Below are 15,896 nucleotides of genomic sequence, written 5' to 3'. Positions count from 1 at the left end.
CTAGGTTTTGCAGTTAATTCGGACTTTTAAATGTCACAGTGACGACTTTATCTGAAATCTCCGATCCTCTTTTCACACTTTGTTTGACAGCATATCCTTGTCCCTTTGTTTCGATATGCACACCGGAAATGGATGCATATTGAAGGACTTCCCGTCTCGACCAGCCTGTCATATCAGGCATTTTTATCGTTTTTCCTGCTGTTTTCAAGAAAACTTTCTGGCTTTCAGAGAATTCAGAGCCTGCACTTGGCCACTGTCGTTTAATGGAGAGGCCGTCGCCGATGACAACAGGCGTTAAGTTTTTGTTTTTGGCTTCTGTTTCCGCCTGCTTCACTTCTAAATCTAAGAATGAAGGCATTGTTTCTTGCTTCACTTTTTGTTCGCCCGATTTTTTATCGTCTGTTTTTGTTGGTGCAATATTTAAATATAGCAGACTATTTTTCATGACTGGGTTAAAGATTTGTGCAACTGGGGCAGAGCCAGTTTCTGTATCAGACAGCTGCGGCTGCTGTACAGCGACATAAACGAGCAGCTTCGGATCATCTTTTGGCGCCATTCCCATAAATGAAAAGACGTAATCGTTTCTTCCTTTGAGATAACCGCCGGCACCGCCAATTTGTCCTGTTCCTGTTTTCCCAGCAACGTCAAATCCTTTGATTTGGTAAGGCTGGCCTGTTCCAATCTTCGAGGAAACCACCTCACCTAAAATGTCACGGACTTGCTTTGCTGTATCAGAGGAAATTGGTTTTCCAGCTACTGTTGGTTCGTGCTGTAAAATCGTTTTGTTTGTGTTCGGGTCTGTAATATGATCAATGACATATGGCTTCATCATCGTTCCGCCGTTTGCTATTGCTGTCGCTGCTTCGATTTGTTGAATCGGTGTAATGGCAGACGCTTGACCGTAAGCCGTCGATGCTTTGTCATATTCGTATCTGTAATTGATTTTACTAGACGCTTCGTTCGGTAAGTCAATACCTGTTTTGTCATAGAAATGGAACTTCTGCAAATATTGTTCGTAGCGCGTGAAGCCTAATTTTTCTTTTGCCAGCTTTGCAAAAGCTACGTTAGACGAACGGAGAACCCCTTCATGAAAGTCAATTTTCCCCCAGCCATTTCCATTGTTGTGGTCTCTTACAAGGCCGCCTCCTACTTTATAAGTACCAGATTGATATTTATCATTGCCTTGGTAGACCCCTTCTTGGATTGCCGCAGCAAGTGTGAAGATTTTCATCGTTGAACCTGGTTCAAACGCATATGAAATGACATCATTGTTATAATTCGTAATGTCTAATTCATTTAAATTAAAGCTTGGCCGCTGTCCCATCGCGAGCACCTTTCCTGTTTTTGGGTCAACGACTGTGGCAATGATTTTCTTCGGTTTATATTTTTTGGCAACCTGCGTCATACTTTCTTCAAGGAACGCTTGGATTTTTTGATCAATGGTCAGCGTGACATTTTTTCCATCCTTCGGAGCGACAATGTCTTCTTTACTATTTGGAAGAGCCCATCCGCTTCTGTCACTGTTATATGTCACATAGCCGTCTTTTTCTTTTAAAAATTTGTTCAGCGCCTTCTCAAGTCCCATCGCGCCTGACATGTCCTTCGTTGCCTCATCTAATCTTGCATAACCGATCAGATTCGACGCAAACATGCCGTTTGGATAATATCGCTTCGTGTCTTTTTCAAATGCGATCCCTGGAAGCTTTAGCTTTTCAATTTTTTCTTTTGTTGAAAAACTGATGTCTTTCCCAGCTTTACCAAACTCAACTTGGAACGCATCTTTTGTATTCAGACGCTTTAAAATTTCGCTTTCACTCATATCAATGACTTTTGACAGCTCTTTTGCTGTCTTTTCTTTGTCGACGACATGCATCGGGTGCTTTGGATCGACCGTCATTTTCTTGCTCATGATCGCAATGAGCTTATAGACAGACGTATCCTCGGCAATCACATTCCCATTTCGGTCTAAAATAGACCCTCTTTTCGCTTCAAGTGTTTTCTTCGATTGATATTGTTCATTTGCCTTTGCGGCTAACACTTGGCCATCGACCGTTCCTGTAATCTGAATATAAATAAAACGTGCAAGGATGATAAAGAAAAACAGGGCGAAGCAAATACTCGCAATTGCCGCGCCTCTGTTCATCATTTTATTCTTTTTAGGCATCGCCATCTTAATCGACCTTCTTAACATCTTTCGAAATGCTTAAGCCAGCTTTTTTCGCAGTATCAATGACTCTCTCTGGTTCACTCAGCAAGTCTTTTTCCTTTTGAAGCTCAGTGATCTTCTTCGATTCTAAAGATACTTGCTGCTCTAATTTCTGCACCTCGATATTGGCGTGATAGACAGCAAAGGCTTTAGAAATGATGAGAATGGAGCTGCACATAAGAGCCATGACAAACATGACAAGTAAGATTTTTTCACCAAGTGTGATAGAACCTCTTCTTTTAATAACAACCGATTGGCCTTGCTGCTCTGTTTGATATTGTTTTACTTCTCTTTGGTAAGCCAAATTACTCATAAGAAACCTCCTTTTTATCATCATCTATGGTGTCGTTTTACTTTTTTTCTGCAATTCGGAGCTTCGCTGAACGGGCACGGTTGTTATGTTCCAGCTCTTGTTCTGATGCAACGATTGGTTTTCTCGTGATCAGCTTCAGCTTTGGTTCAAGTCCTTCTGGAATCACTGGTAGTCCGTGCGGAAGTTCTGGAAGAGAAGACATTTCTTTAAAAGTACTTTTACAAATCCGGTCTTCAAGTGAATGGAATGTAATGACAGAAATTCTCCCCTTCGGATTGAGTAACTCTATTGCTTGTTCTAGTGCTTCTTCAAAAACTTTCAATTCATCATTTACGGCAATTCGGATCGCTTGAAACACTCTTTTTGCTGGATGTCCGCCAGTTCGTCTTGCAGGTGCGGGAATTCCTTCTTTGATAATGTCGACAAGCTCACCTGTTGTTTCAATTGGTGCTTTTTTTCTAGCTTCTTCAATTTTGCGTGCGATTTGCTTGCTGAATTTTTCTTCCCCATATTTGTAGAAAATCCGAACTAGATCTTCAAATGGCCATTCATTCACCACTTGTTTTGCCGACAATGCGGCTGTTTGATCCATTCGCATGTCAAGAGGTGCATCATGGTGATAACTAAAGCCCCTCTCTGGTGTGTCGAGCTGAGGAGATGAAACCCCAAGGTCAAAAATCACACCGTCTACGCTTGTAATGCCTTGTTCATTCAGACGTTCTTTTAAATATCGGAAGTTGCTCTTTATGAAAAGAATGTTCGCTTTTGAATCTGCGAGCTTCTCTCGTGCATGATCCAGTGCAGCATCGTCTTGGTCAAATCCAATCAATGTACCTTTTTCTGATAGTTGAGATAGTAAATATGAGCTATGACCTGCTCCGCCCAGCGTGCAGTCTACATATGTACCGTCTTCTTTGACGTTTAAACCGTCAACTGTTTCTTTTAATAATACTGTCTCATGTTGAAACATGATGTTATGGTCCCACCTTTTTCAAATAGAAATGAATGTGTAGAAAGCTTGCTGCACAAGGGATTATTATATATCAAACCCAATCATGTTTTCAGCAATTTCAGCAAAAGAATCTTCTTGCTCTTCTGTATATTGTTCCCAGATCGACTTACTCCACAACTCAATTCGATTTGAAACGCCGATGACCACACATTCTTTTTCGAGTTTTGCATATTGGAGTAGGTTTGATGCGATGTTAATGCGCCCCTGCTTGTCCAGATCACATTCAACTGCGCCGGAGAAGAAGAACCGGGTAAACGCACGTGCATCTTTTTTCGTTAGCGGCAGTGCTTTGAGTTTCTCTTCAATTAGTTTCCACTCACTCATAGGGTAGCCAAATAAACATTGATCAAGCCCTCTCGTCAGCACAAACTGTTCTCCGAGACCGTCTCTAAATTTAGCAGGGATGATCATGCGCCCTTTTGTATCAATCGTATGTTGGTATTCACCCATGAACATGATAATCAGAGCCCCACTTTCTCACCCTTACTCTCCACTATCCACCACTTCTCTCCACAAAACTTATTTTACACTGTTTCTACATAAAAAAAAACCCTGAACTAGTCAGGGTTCATTAAAACTTTATTTCAAAGTTTGACAATTTGCTGCTTGTTTCGAAATGAAAATGGCAGATTTTTGAACGTTTTGAAGAATTCTGGACCATATTTGTTTAAAAAGTACATGATATTCCAAATTCTTTCTTGCGGGGCATCTAATGGTTTTAAGCTGTTTTCAATCCGTTCAAAGTCTCGAAGGATATAACCTTCCTTCTCTTCCACACGCTGCGCCACCTTTTGATAAACAAATTGAAGCTGGTCTTCGATAAATTTGGCATTTTTATCTAGCAGCTGTTCGAAGTTTGGTTCAACCTCCAGTGCTTCTTGCCTCAATACGCCATGAACATTCGCTAATTCACGTTTCGCCTGATCAACGGCTTGAACAAAGCTGTCTGGAAGGCTTTGCTCAAAGTGAGCCTCTTTCTTTTCTTTTACTCCGTTTGTGAGCACTTCTTTTAGAGAAAGTTCTCTGACCGGCAGCTTCTTATCGATGTGCCTTTCAAGAATGGTCACGTGCAGTCTTGGAAGAACGGGTGCCATCTTTAATTCAAAATGCTCAAAAATTCCTTTCAGTTCTCCCCAATAGTTGACTTCACCGTGTCCTGCCATAAAAGCAAGTGTTGGGAGAAGGGTTTCCTGCATTAAGGGACGCGTCACCACATTGTTGCTGAACCGTTCTGGGTGCTCCTCAATTTCCTGCAAAAGCTCTTCTTTTGTCCACGTAAGCCCCACTTCTGATATAGAAAACTGGCCGTTTTCTTTTTCAATAAGGAAACGCTCTTCATCATATTCGTAAAACAGGTTCGCCTGATTGTCACCAGCTTCTATGATCGGCTGATATCCCGCTCGTTTCATGGCAGCCTGCGTTTCATTCAAACGAGCTGTGACCGCATCATTTGTCTCAACAATATGCTTGAATAACGTACGCTCAAGTGGTTTGACGCCTAAGTCTCCTGAATTAAATAGAAGCAGTCCATCTTCTTCAAAAAGGTCGCATACAATCCATTCAAAGAAATCCGTAAATGTTTGTGATTTGCGTAAACATCGAAGAAGCTGATCAAGCAAGTCATTTGTATACGCAGATTCTTCATATGTTGAAAACACATCGCGGAGCCATTTCTCTGTTTTTTCTTGATGCAGAGGTGTTCTTTTGGCAGCAGTTTTTTTGACGTTATGTAATGGCAGCTTTTGCTTGACTGGACCTTTTTCGCCAGATGTGTAGACAAAATTAATTTCATCTACGTCATGATCCTCACCTGCTACCCAAAAGACTGGAATCACAGGAACGCCAAGCACTGATTCTTTTTCTTTTGCGAACTGAATAATGGATATGATTTTATGTATGGTATAAAGCGGTCCTGAAAGTAGACCTGCCTGCTGTCCTCCAACCACCATGACACTCCGTTCATCACGGATCTTTTCAATGTTCTGACGCATCGCTGCCGATTCAAACTTTGCGTGGTATGCGCTCATATAATCCGCTAAAGCCTCGCGCGGGAAGCTCATTTCCATGAGATCGTCGTATCTTTTTTTCCATGTGTGCTCAGAATGTATATCATAATCAAAAAAAGCAGTCATCTCTTTTTTTTCTTCTATATAATCACGTATGAATAAATTCTGACTTCGGATGGAAAGTTCAGTCAATTGCATGTTTAGAACTTCCTTTCTTCAATAAATAGTTAGTTTCCCGAAAAAAGTATAGCATGTAAATGAGCTCACTCAAAAGATTTTGTTTGCTTTTTTTCCAATACTTCCAAGCTTCGATTGAAGAAAGTAAGATGTGGCGCCAGAATTTCTTGAGCTTGAGCCTTTTTTAAAAGATAGCCAACGATGGCTTTTCTTTCGGTTTCACGGCCTTTGACGATATCTTGAAGCATTGACGATTGATTGGCGGCCGTTTTCTTACAAATGGAAACGACGTGTGACCAGAGCCGCTCTTTTTCAGCCAGACCTAGAATGGACAATGCTTCCTCAAATGCACATTTCATCATGTATTCATATGCAGGAGTTGCGATCAATTCTCCATTTTTCACATGCAATAAAGCCGTGAGCGGGTTAATACAGACATTGACCAGCAGTTTTTCCTCCAGCACTTTTTTCCATTCATCCGTATAAATCATCTGAAATTGGGCCGGCGTTTCATTCAAAGCATTTCTCACATCAGCTGCATCCTCAGGATGAAAAGCCCCCCACTTGATGACACCAATCCCTGTATGGTTTACTGCATGATCTGATACCTTCATCGCCCCGTGCTCTACGACACCTATATATATTGAATGCGGCGTGTCCCAGTTTTCTAAATCTAATAAGTGGGCCATGCCATTTTGTAAAAATAAGATTCGTTGACGAGGTAATGTGGATAGTTCATCAAGCACCTCTTGCAGCTGGTGATATTTCACCGTCACAATCAGCAGATCAAATACTCCTGTAATCCCTGCCCTTGCCTCCGCAGACGCCAGGAATGTGTCTCCTTTTACCGTTCGCTTAATACCTGATGTTCGAATCTTCTCTGCTTGTTCTTTTCTTCTTGTCAAAACAGTGATGTCATGATGCTGTGATAAATAACTGGCACAAAGCAGACCAATCGCACCGCCGCCAATGATTCCAATGTTCAACTGCCGCACTTCCCTTTTTCTGTTTACTTCATCATATCAACCATTTTAACAGTTTCAAGCCGCGATGCAAAAAGCAGATGGCGCGCCGCGATTGAATTTTTTTAATTTAAAAACTATAATAATAAGTGTAAAAACTTTTTGAGGCGGATGGGATGAAAACGCCTTCAACGACATCACTGTCAACATTATGTGTGTAAGGGGGAAGATCATATGACACAAGTAAAACGACTTCTAATCAATTACAAAACTTTAGAGGAATTTAAACAATTTAAGGAATATGGCATACAAGAACTATCCATGCTTGAAGACCTTGAAAGTAATATGATTGAAAATGACAGCAACTCTCCATTTTACGGGATTTATTTTGGAGATAAGCTGGTTGCACGTATGAGCCTTTATCAAGTGGACGGCTCGACGACAACGTATTTTGACCACAATCATGATTATTTAGAGCTGTGGAAGCTGGAAGTGCTTCCTGGGTATCAGCGTAAAGGGTACGGCGAGGCACTTGTTGATTTCGCCAAATCTTTCGGACTGCCAATCCGGACCAATCCACGCGTCAAATCTGCTGGTTTTTGGGATAAAATGGGCTTTGAAGCGGTAAAATATGATATGGAACGCGACAAAGGTGAAAATCCACTCATCTGGGAACCTGCCCATATTCAAAAGAATACAGGTGAATCCGCTTAATCACTGATGGCAAAACGCCCCTCCTTTCTCTGTGAGGGGCGTTTTCTTATTTAGCATATTCTTTTAAGTTGATATTCTGTTTGACTCTTTCAACAATCCCAATGAGTGCCCGGTAATCTTCTTCCGTCATTTTTAATTGCCGCTTCAAATGTTCATTTTCTTCTGTGAGCGACTTCAGTTGATGCTGCGTGTCCGCCAGTTCTTCGCGTAAATAAGCTGAGCCAGACGGTTCTTTTTCAAGCTTCTCTAAAAACTGAATCACTTCTCGCAAGGTCAATTCAGCCTGATCTGAAGTTGCCTTTTCTTCTATCGTTAACGTATTCTGTGGTAAACCCGAGGAATGAATCCCAATCTTTTTACGCAGTTCTTTTCGCTGTTTTTTCGCCAGCTCAATGCCTGCCTGATATTGTTTTCTGACGTATGAATTCCACCTGAAGCCACATGCTGCCGCTGTTCTTGACAATGCTTTCCCGACTTCCTCAAATGCGGAAAGCTGCGTTCCTCCATCTCGAATATGCCTTAAGACGACTTCTGCTAAAAGTAAATCTTCATCTTGTGTCCATGCGTCCTGCCTTGTAATCGTCAATTGATCATCCCCCCTGAATCTGAATACCACATCATATGCGCTTACTAGAGTAGATAGACTATTTGCAGGAGAGAAACCTAAAAAATAGACAAATAAAAAAACGCAAGGGAAGATTCCCTTACGCTTTTTTATCAAGCATTAGTTGCTTTTTACGTCTTTGCCTTTGTATGTTCCGCAAGATTTGCAGACACGATGAGAAATTTTCATTTCACCGCATTCTGGGCAAGCTACCATACCAGGTACTTGTAGTTTGAAATGCGTACGACGCAATCTTTTTTTCATTTTAGAAGTTCTTCTAAAAGGTACAGCCATTATTCCCACCTCCTTAAAGAGTTAAGATTCATTATTTTCTTCTAAGAGCTTCTTCAAGCCTTCCAGACGCGGATCAATTCGGTTTTGATGTGCATCTTCCGAAATGACCGCCCAGTCATTCCCTTCCTGTGGTGCAGCACCTTTTACGTCTGTTTGGTCGCAAAAGATTTGCATCGGCACTTCAAGAAGAATTTCTTCCTTGACTATAGGCGTTAAGTCGATGATATCGTCTTCTACAACAGATACGTCTTCATCTTCTATATCGTCTGTCTTATGAAGTACAAATAGTTCTTTCGTTGAAATCGCAAATGGATAATTTACATCAACAAGCGTTCTTGAACAAGGCAGTGTCATTTCACCTGTGATGGTTAAATCAAATGCGACTTGCTTTGATTCGATCACTCCAGTCCCTTTCACCTCTACCGGTGAAATACGACGTATATCTGAATGAAGGCTAGTAAGTTCATTTAAGTCAACCGTCTCATGAAAATCGAAGCTGTTTTTAGCTTTTTGATGTAACTGATAAACTGTCCATTTCAATTGTATCACCTCTAAGAGCAACAAACATGATTATAGCTTTCATCATGCTATTTGTCAATATTTTTTCTTTACAGTCCTTTGTGATGTCAGAGCGTTGTTTGACATCAGTTCACGGAATGCCTACACTGAAAAAAATGGGCTTCATTTTTCCCTTATGCTACTGTAGCATAGACCATTTAACCATAGCAAGAAAGGCGGAACATCTATTGAAAGCAACAGGAGTTGTTGTCGAGTACAATCCATTTCATTATGGACATGCCTATCATGTTCGCCAGGCGAAAACACATACCTCCTCAGATGTAGCCATTGCCGTCATGAGCGGATCCTTTCTCCAGCGCGGAGAGCCCGCTATCGTCTCCAAATGGGCACGAACAAAAATGGCATTGCAAAACGGTGTAGACATCGTGTGTGAGCTTCCATACATATATGCAGTGCAAAAGGCAGAAACCTTCGCAAACGGCGCTGTGTCTATTCTAGATGCTTTAAAATGCCGCTCCCTTTTTTTCGGAAGTGAGGACGGAAACATCAAAGCATTTGAGCGAACAGCTCACGCTTGGCATGAGAAAAAAGAAGAAATCGACCTTTTCACAAAAGCAAAGGTAAAAGAAGGTCTTAGTTATCCGGCTGCCGCTGCCGCTGCGTTTCAAGAGGTCATTGATCCGAAACACTTACTGGATCTGTCTAGGCCTAATAACATTTTAGGCTTCCATTATGTCAAAGCCATCTTAGAGAGATCTCCTCACATAGAGCCCTCTACCTCTCAAAGAATTGCATCCGGTTATCATGATCAAGAGCTTCCTAAACATCAGAAAATCGCAAGCGCTACAAGCATCCGAAAAGCCTTAAAAGAGAATGGGTCATTTGAAACTGTCGCCTCTTATCTCCCGGAAGCCTCGCTTAAGCAATTACATGACTATTATTCTTCTTATGATCTTTTACATACGCAAGAAGACTATTTCAGCTTCTTAAAACATGTGTTTCACACAATGGATACAGCAGAACTAGAAGGCATCTATGAAATTGAAGAAGGCATCGAACACCGCATGCAAAAGGCGATCACACATGCGTCCTCCTACGAGGAATATCTATCACTTGTGAAAACAAAACGATATACGTGGACAAGGCTGCAGCGGATGAATACGCACCTTTTAATGAGGGTGAAGAAAACGGTCATGCATGAGCTGCTAAAGGAGAAACAAGCACCATACATTCGTTTACTTGGTATGTCAAAGAAAGGTCAGCAATACTTATCTCTTGTAAAAAAGGAATTGGACGTACCGCTTGTCAGCAAGCTGTCTTCCTTTTCACATCCTGCCCTTGATCTTGACATTCGCGCTTCCCGCGTCTTCAGCCTTCCCATCAGCGAACCAATGCAAACAAAGTTAACAGAAGCAGAATTTAAAACCTCACCGATCCGCTATGATGAAGAGACTGGTCTCTTCCAATCTCGATAAAAAAAGCAGCCTAAGGCTGCTCTCTGATTGTTGACAAAGGGCTAAAAGGATCTTTATTTTAGTCCTTTGTCCTCTTTTCAGCGTGATAGAAAACCTTTGAAGTCTAGGAAGGGCGAGCACCGGAACGGAGCGAATTTGACATTCGTGAGTACCGGCGCAGAGACCTGACACCGAATGCGAGGGTTTTTCTACACGCTGAGAGCAGCTTTTGATAAAGGCTGCTCTTTTTTCACTTAAGATGCTTTCTCTTTTAACTTGTTTAAATAGTTCAGTGCGTCCTGCATTGTGTCCACAGGAACGATTTTCATATTACTTTTGATATCTTTTGCTGTTTTCACTGCATTTTTGTAGTCTGAATTTGGATCACCTTTATCGTTTGGTGCAAAGAAGATATCTTTTCCTGCTTTATCTGCTGCAACAACCTTTTGATCTATTCCGCCAATTGGCCCGACCGTGCCATCAGCGTCAATCGTTCCAGTCCCTGCAATCGCATAACCATGTGTTTCGTCTTCTTTTGTCAGCTGGTTATAAATTTCAAGTGACATCATTAAACCTGCCGACGGGCCGCCGATATTTTCAATATCGACCTTAATGGAAGGCGAGACTTTCACATTTCGGTCTGTAAATAATGATACGCCAATTCCAACTCGGTTCGGCTCTTCTTTAAAAGGTTTTAACTTCACTTTCTGCGTGATATCCTTGCCGTTTCGTTCAAGGACAAAACGGACAGATGTACCAGCTTTTTGACGGCTGATATACGACACCATTTTATCAGCAGAATCATACGTCTTGCCATCAACGCTTTTAATCCGGTCGCCCACTTCAATTTTGCCATAAGCAGGCATGCCTTTCATGACGTAGCTGGCATATACCCCATTAAACGTATAATCTACTTTTTTGCCTGCTTTTGTATACGCTGCAATCATGGCATTTTCTTGAGAACTTTTCATCAGCTGAAGCTGTCTTTTCATATAATCTTCATCCGACTCTCCGTCCGCTTTAATATTTTCTTCTGGGACGATCTCGTCATATTTATTCATTTTAGCAAGTAAATACGTATACGGATTGGCTGGACCTACTTTTATCGTCATAAGAGAGAAGCTGCCCTTCTCGCCGTATCCACCGTCCACTTGAATGTGAGGGGCAATCTCTGTTGCATCACCCGGCTTTGTCACGTAATACGGCAGTTTAACAAAAGTTAAGCCAAATAAGACAAGAACAACGACAAAAAAGCTGAGCCAGCGAATATTCAATTTTTTCATTCGATTAACACTCCCATTTATCAATGACATCTTTCAGTTTACCTGCTAGTTGATCTGCGGCGAGCTCACCAGCTTCAATCATCTCCTGAACCTGGGTGAACGAACTAGAGCTAAATGTTTCAAGCCTCGGCCGGATCATGAGATCTGCATGAATGGTTTGATGACGGACCAATTCATTTTGAAGGATGTCCAAACTTTGCATAATTACATCCGATAATCTCGTCGCCTTTTCTGTTTTTTTCACCCTTGATACATCAGAGGCGATAATAAGGTCTGCGCCCATTTCTTTTAAAACAGACACAGGAATGCGGTCAACAACCGCTCCATCCACTAGCTGTCTGCCGCCCATTTCGTGAGGAACAAACACGCCTGGAATGCTGATGCTTGCTCTGACTGCTTGTGAGACAGACCCTTCTTTAAACACAACCTTCTCCCCTGTTTCGAGGTCACAGGCAACCACCGCAAGGGGCATTCTTAATTCTTCGAATGTTTTCCCATATGTAAACGTGTGAATCAGCTGCAAAATTCGATTTCCTTTTAAAAGACCGATTTTTGGCAGTGTATAGTCAGCATAATACTTTCTTCTGAAGACAAGTGCAAGTTTTTTCATTTTTTCTACGTCTTGTCCTGCTGCATAAAAGCTCCCAACAAGTGCGCCAATACTGCTTCCAGCAATCATATCTACCTGTATTCCTTGCTTCTCAAGACTAGACAATACCCCGATATGCGCCATTCCCCTCGCACCCCCGGAGCCTAGTGCAAGCCCGATGATCGGTCGCTTCATGAAAATCCACCCTCCTCTTTCTATGCATATATACGAATCTATAGGTCTAAACATGCCCCTACTGCTCGTATAGTAATAGAAGACAGGCTCGGCTAGTTTCTTTTTCTAATATCACGAGCTCGCCAATAGATCATAACGGCAAGGGGCGAAATCTCCATGAAAAAATGGAACACTCTGTTCATCGCTGCTTTTTTTATTTTTTTAACAGCCACTGTGATTACACATCCACAAGCCTCTTTGCAAGCGTCGAAAAATGGACTTGCAATGTGGTGGGAGGTTGTATTTCCATCATTGCTTCCTTTTTTTATTTTGTCCGAGCTATTAATTAGTTTCGGGATTGTCAGATTTGTCGGGGTATTATTAGAGCCATTTATGCGCCCCATCTTCCGGGTGCCGGGTGTAGGCGGATTTGTACTGGCTATGGGAATGGCTTCAGGGTTTCCTTCTGGTGCGAAATTAACGACAAGACTGAGGCAGGAAAGGCAGCTGACGCGGATCGAAGCAGAGCGTCTCGTTTCCTTTACAAATTCATCAAATCCATTGTTTATTTTCGGTGCGGTGGCTGTTGGTTTTTTTCATCACCCAGCTTTAGGCATTGTACTCGCCAGCGCTCATTATTTAGGGAATCTCGCTGTTGGTGTGACGATGCGCGCGTATAAAGCGCGGCATGATGCACACCTAAGAAGCCGCAAGAAGTTTTTATTCCCGCCGTTTAAAGAGGCATTCAATGCTCTTCATACAGCAAGACTCGCAGAGAAAAGACCGCTCGGCCAAATTTTAAGTGATGCAGTCATGTCATCAGTCCAAACACTCTTTATGATTGGCGGCTTTATTATCTTATTTTCTGTGTTTAGCAAAATGCTGTCAGTTGTCCATGTGACAGACCTTTTATCCATCGGGCTCGGATATATGCTGCAAACGATGCATCTTCCGTCAGAATTAGACCTTGCCATGATTGCCGGTTTATTTGAAATCACATTAGGAAGCCAGATGGCGGGGTCACAGGAAGTCACCCTTCTCGCTAAAACCATTGTCGTCAGCTTTATTTTAGGATTCAGCGGGTTTTCTGTTCAAGCCCAAGTCGCCGGCATTTTGGCGGCAACCGATATCCGCTTTAAACCGTTTTTCTTCGCCCGTTTGCTTCACGGAATTTATGCAGCTGTTTTTGCCTTTTTATTATTCAAGCCTCTTTATGTCTCTCGATCAGACATGGCTCTCCCAGCGGGTGCCTTTGATGCAGGCCAGCAGGTCGTCATGTTCAGCAGCGTGGTTTGGAATCAGCTTGTGACAGCTGGTCCTTTGATCACACTTTGCAGCTTGATTGTGTATATCGCACTGTACTATCGGAAATTAAAAAATGGATGAGTGCTGGGTGCACTCATCCATTAAATTTTTCCTTCAGCGCTGCTTCTACCTCTTTTGGTACAAGATCTTTGACTGCCCCATGATATTTCGCTACTTCTTTGACAATACTGGAGCTTAAGAAGGAATACTGATTGTTGGTCATCATAAAAAACGTTTCAATTTCATCGTCTAACACTTTGTTCATTGAGGTGCCTTGCATCTCATACTCAAAGTCCGTCACAGCCCTTAATCCGCGTAAAATGACTTTGGCTTCTTTTTGCTTTGCATAATCAACAAGCAGGCCGTGAAACGATTCAACTTTGATATTTGGCAGCTCCTTCGTCGCTTGGCGAATAAGCTCACACCGTTCTTCAACAGTAAATAACGGTTTTTTAGATGAGTTATTTAATACACATACATACACTTCATCAAAAATCTTTGCACCTCTTTTGATGATATCCAAATGCCCCAATGTAACTGGATCGAAGCTGCCCGGACAAACGGCTATGTTCCCCATGCTAATTTCCCCGCTTTCTATAAATCGTAATACCAGTCAATCCGTACAGTTCCTGTCTTGTGATGTGGAGCTGCCCTGCTTCTTCTGGCAGCTTCACATCTTTATCATGCTCACACACGATCACGCCGTCATCTGTTAACAAGGCGTGCTCGTCAATCATTTCAAGAAGTGCTTTTAGCTGTTGATCTTTATAGGGCGGATCAAGGAAAATGGCTTGAAAGGATTCCTCTCGTTTCACAACAGCTGCGAGTGCACGCTTTGCTTCATTTCGAAACACTTCACTTTGATCCATTAGCGACAATTGATTCAGGTTTCCTTTAATCGTCTGAATCGCCTTTATATCTCGATCAACAAATATGCAATGATCGAATCCTCTAGAAAGCGCTTCAATCCCTAAACCACCGCTTCCTGCAAATAAATCAAGAGCCCATCCGCCATCAAAATACGGGCCGATCATATTAAATATTGATTCTTTTACTTTATCTGTCGTCGGTCTTGTTGATTGACCTGGTACCGCTTTAAGTGTGCGGCCTTTTCTCGTTCCAGAGATGACTCTCATTTTTCCACCACTTTTTCTGCTTGCTTCTATTCGTCATTGTTTATGACAAAAAATTCAACATTATCTTATCACATCACTCCTCAAGGAACAATGCGCGGATATTCATTCATTTTCTATGTATAGATCAAGAAATCCGGGGTCATACTACTTATAACAGCATCTGATGTGGTGCTGTTGCCAACCGCGGAGAAGACTTACGTTTCCCCATAAGTTCTTCCTCCGGTTTCTCCTCTCCCTTTGCCTTCTCCTTAATGAATCATTAAGAATAGAAGGACCCCGCGGGTGATGCCGCGGGGATTTTTTTGTGTCTTTAAAAGCCCACCTTATAATCATACTCTTTTGCTTTGTCCAATTTGGATTCGTACTCTAATTTAATAAAAGGTTTATATGAAGGCTCAACACGTTTCACAAATGGTAACGAGCTGAGTTTAGCCATATGGCGCTCAAGATCATCCATATCACAATAGATCACGGCATATTTCATTTTCCTTGAAATATAGTGAACATTCCCGAATTTTCTTAGCGCTTTTGACTGCTTTAACGAATGCAGCCAGACAACCATCCCTTGACGTTTGGTTTCCATCTTTTCACCTGCCGCTTTTCAATTCTTTTCATTCATTATGTAAAAGACGAGACATTCAAGTCTCGTCAAGATACTTTACAGCCGCAGCTGCCACCTGATCCACAGCCGCCGCCGCATGATGATAGACCATCAAAATATGGGTTCCCTGTTGGAACTTTAATATATGCTGATACAGCTTGACCGATTTCAATACTAATCTCATCTAAGATGGATTGAATCGCTGTTTCTGCTTTTTTGAAATCAACCACTGTATCGTGAAGATCTAGCTTTCTTTTGACCTCACGCATTTCCTTTGAGATCGTTCTATAGTCCGGATGATACTTGCCGAACCGCTGCACATCCTCATACTGCTCTTTTACTTTTGTAAAATGGGCAATAATTTGTTGGGCTTCTTCGTCTTGCTGGAGACGCTTAAAGCAGTTGCGGTAATGTTCAGCCTCCTCCGACTGAAGAATCATAGCAGCCAATTGATTTGCTTCCTCTTGGAGCTCCACAGATTCGATTGTCGCATACATAAATGTTGCACCTCCAATTCATAGTTTACCACGAAACCTATGGATCAGAA

At 42.0% G+C, this 15,896-nt stretch carries 18 protein-coding genes; 3 read left to right on the top strand and 15 right to left on the bottom strand.

Translation table 11 applies throughout. The features are described from left to right. Positions 1-13: 13 nt before the first annotated feature. The 6 genes from NSS80_RS07530 to NSS80_RS07505 form a co-directional block, all read right to left on the bottom strand. Positions 14-2,164, bottom strand: coding sequence for a penicillin-binding protein (locus NSS80_RS07530; RefSeq protein ID WP_317222558.1), 2,151 nt, complete (start codon positions 2,162-2,164; stop codon positions 14-16). A 7-nt stretch (positions 2,165-2,171) separates the two neighbouring features. After that, complete coding sequence (gene ftsL / locus NSS80_RS07525) at positions 2,172-2,519, bottom strand: cell division protein FtsL (protein WP_024424265.1); 348 nt, start codon at positions 2,517-2,519, stop codon at positions 2,172-2,174. 37 nt (positions 2,520-2,556) lie between these two features. Next, entirely contained in the window at positions 2,557-3,489 is a 933-nt protein-coding gene (gene rsmH / locus NSS80_RS07520) for a 16S rRNA (cytosine(1402)-N(4))-methyltransferase RsmH (RefSeq protein WP_024426925.1), read from the bottom strand. A 66-nt stretch (positions 3,490-3,555) separates the two neighbouring features. After that, positions 3,556-3,987: a division/cell wall cluster transcriptional repressor MraZ gene (gene mraZ / locus NSS80_RS07515; RefSeq protein WP_003211163.1), complete on the bottom strand. Its 432-nt coding sequence runs from the start codon at positions 3,985-3,987 to the stop codon at positions 3,556-3,558. A 128-nt stretch (positions 3,988-4,115) separates the two neighbouring features. Next, positions 4,116-5,735, bottom strand: a complete 1,620-nt coding sequence (gene bshC, locus NSS80_RS07510) for a bacillithiol biosynthesis cysteine-adding enzyme BshC (RefSeq protein WP_317222056.1) — start codon at positions 5,733-5,735, stop codon at positions 4,116-4,118. Between the two features lie 65 nt (positions 5,736-5,800). After that, complete coding sequence (locus NSS80_RS07505; protein WP_034281680.1) at positions 5,801-6,700, bottom strand: 2-dehydropantoate 2-reductase; 900 nt, start codon at positions 6,698-6,700, stop codon at positions 5,801-5,803. A 210-nt stretch (positions 6,701-6,910) separates the two neighbouring features. Between NSS80_RS07505 and NSS80_RS07500 the strand changes: the two genes are divergently transcribed. Beyond that, on the top strand, positions 6,911-7,390 hold the full coding sequence (locus tag NSS80_RS07500) for an N-acetyltransferase (protein ID WP_007499784.1): 480 nt from the start codon (positions 6,911-6,913) through the stop codon (positions 7,388-7,390). Between the two features lie 46 nt (positions 7,391-7,436). Here the strand turns inward: NSS80_RS07500 and gerR are convergent, their stop codons facing one another. The 3 genes from gerR to NSS80_RS07485 all read right to left on the bottom strand — a co-directional run bounded on the left by gerR (position 7,437) and on the right by NSS80_RS07485 (position 8,828). Then, the gene (gene gerR, locus NSS80_RS07495; protein ID WP_041117302.1) at positions 7,437-7,976 is read right to left on the bottom strand and encodes a sporulation-specific transcriptional regulator GerR; all 540 of its coding nucleotides are present in this window, start codon (positions 7,974-7,976) and stop codon (positions 7,437-7,439) included. Positions 7,977-8,114: 138 nt separating this feature from the next. Next, positions 8,115-8,288, bottom strand: a complete 174-nt coding sequence (gene rpmF, locus NSS80_RS07490) for a 50S ribosomal protein L32 (RefSeq protein WP_008354700.1) — start codon at positions 8,286-8,288, stop codon at positions 8,115-8,117. Between the two features lie 21 nt (positions 8,289-8,309). After that, on the bottom strand, positions 8,310-8,828 hold the full coding sequence (locus NSS80_RS07485) for a DUF177 domain-containing protein (protein WP_019743276.1): 519 nt from the start codon (positions 8,826-8,828) through the stop codon (positions 8,310-8,312). Positions 8,829-9,034: 206 nt separating this feature from the next. Here NSS80_RS07485 and NSS80_RS07480 point away from each other — a divergent pair, with 206 nt between their 5' ends. Further along, positions 9,035-10,282, top strand: a complete 1,248-nt coding sequence (locus tag NSS80_RS07480; RefSeq protein WP_041118120.1) for a nucleotidyltransferase — start codon at positions 9,035-9,037, stop codon at positions 10,280-10,282. Positions 10,283-10,515: 233 nt separating this feature from the next. Here the strand turns inward: NSS80_RS07480 and NSS80_RS07475 are convergent, their stop codons facing one another. Both NSS80_RS07475 and NSS80_RS07470 read right to left on the bottom strand, forming a co-directional pair. Continuing rightward, positions 10,516-11,544: a SepM family pheromone-processing serine protease gene (locus NSS80_RS07475; RefSeq protein ID WP_024426920.1), complete on the bottom strand. Its 1,029-nt coding sequence runs from the start codon at positions 11,542-11,544 to the stop codon at positions 10,516-10,518. A gap of 4 nt (positions 11,545-11,548) precedes the next feature. Beyond that, on the bottom strand, positions 11,549-12,328 hold the full coding sequence (locus NSS80_RS07470; protein ID WP_041117300.1) for a patatin-like phospholipase family protein: 780 nt from the start codon (positions 12,326-12,328) through the stop codon (positions 11,549-11,551). A gap of 156 nt (positions 12,329-12,484) precedes the next feature. Here NSS80_RS07470 and ylbJ point away from each other — a divergent pair, with 156 nt between their 5' ends. Continuing rightward, positions 12,485-13,693, top strand: a complete 1,209-nt coding sequence (ylbJ, locus tag NSS80_RS07465) for a sporulation integral membrane protein YlbJ (protein WP_317222057.1) — start codon at positions 12,485-12,487, stop codon at positions 13,691-13,693. A 13-nt stretch (positions 13,694-13,706) separates the two neighbouring features. Here ylbJ and coaD read toward each other — a convergent pair whose 3' ends face one another. From coaD to NSS80_RS07445, 4 genes are all read right to left on the bottom strand, one after another. Further along, entirely contained in the window at positions 13,707-14,189 is a 483-nt protein-coding gene (gene coaD / locus NSS80_RS07460) for a pantetheine-phosphate adenylyltransferase (protein WP_024426917.1), read from the bottom strand. A 1-nt stretch (position 14,190) separates the two neighbouring features. Further along, a complete protein-coding gene (gene rsmD, locus NSS80_RS07455; protein WP_254967935.1) occupies positions 14,191-14,778 on the bottom strand; it encodes a 16S rRNA (guanine(966)-N(2))-methyltransferase RsmD in 588 nt (195 codons plus the stop codon). A gap of 280 nt (positions 14,779-15,058) precedes the next feature. Continuing rightward, positions 15,059-15,331, bottom strand: a complete 273-nt coding sequence (locus NSS80_RS07450) for a YlbG family protein (protein ID WP_024424276.1) — start codon at positions 15,329-15,331, stop codon at positions 15,059-15,061. Between the two features lie 65 nt (positions 15,332-15,396). Beyond that, a complete protein-coding gene (locus NSS80_RS07445) occupies positions 15,397-15,846 on the bottom strand; it encodes a YlbF family regulator (RefSeq protein WP_007499807.1) in 450 nt (149 codons plus the stop codon). Between the last annotated feature and the right edge of the window lie 50 nt (positions 15,847-15,896).

This window comes from Bacillus sp. FSL M8-0350 (assembly GCF_038593345.1).
GTDB lineage: Bacteria > Bacillota > Bacilli > Bacillales > Bacillaceae > Bacillus > Bacillus safensis.
Note: the sequence above shows the minus strand (reverse complement) of the source record. Positions and strands in the feature narration are given on the sequence as shown.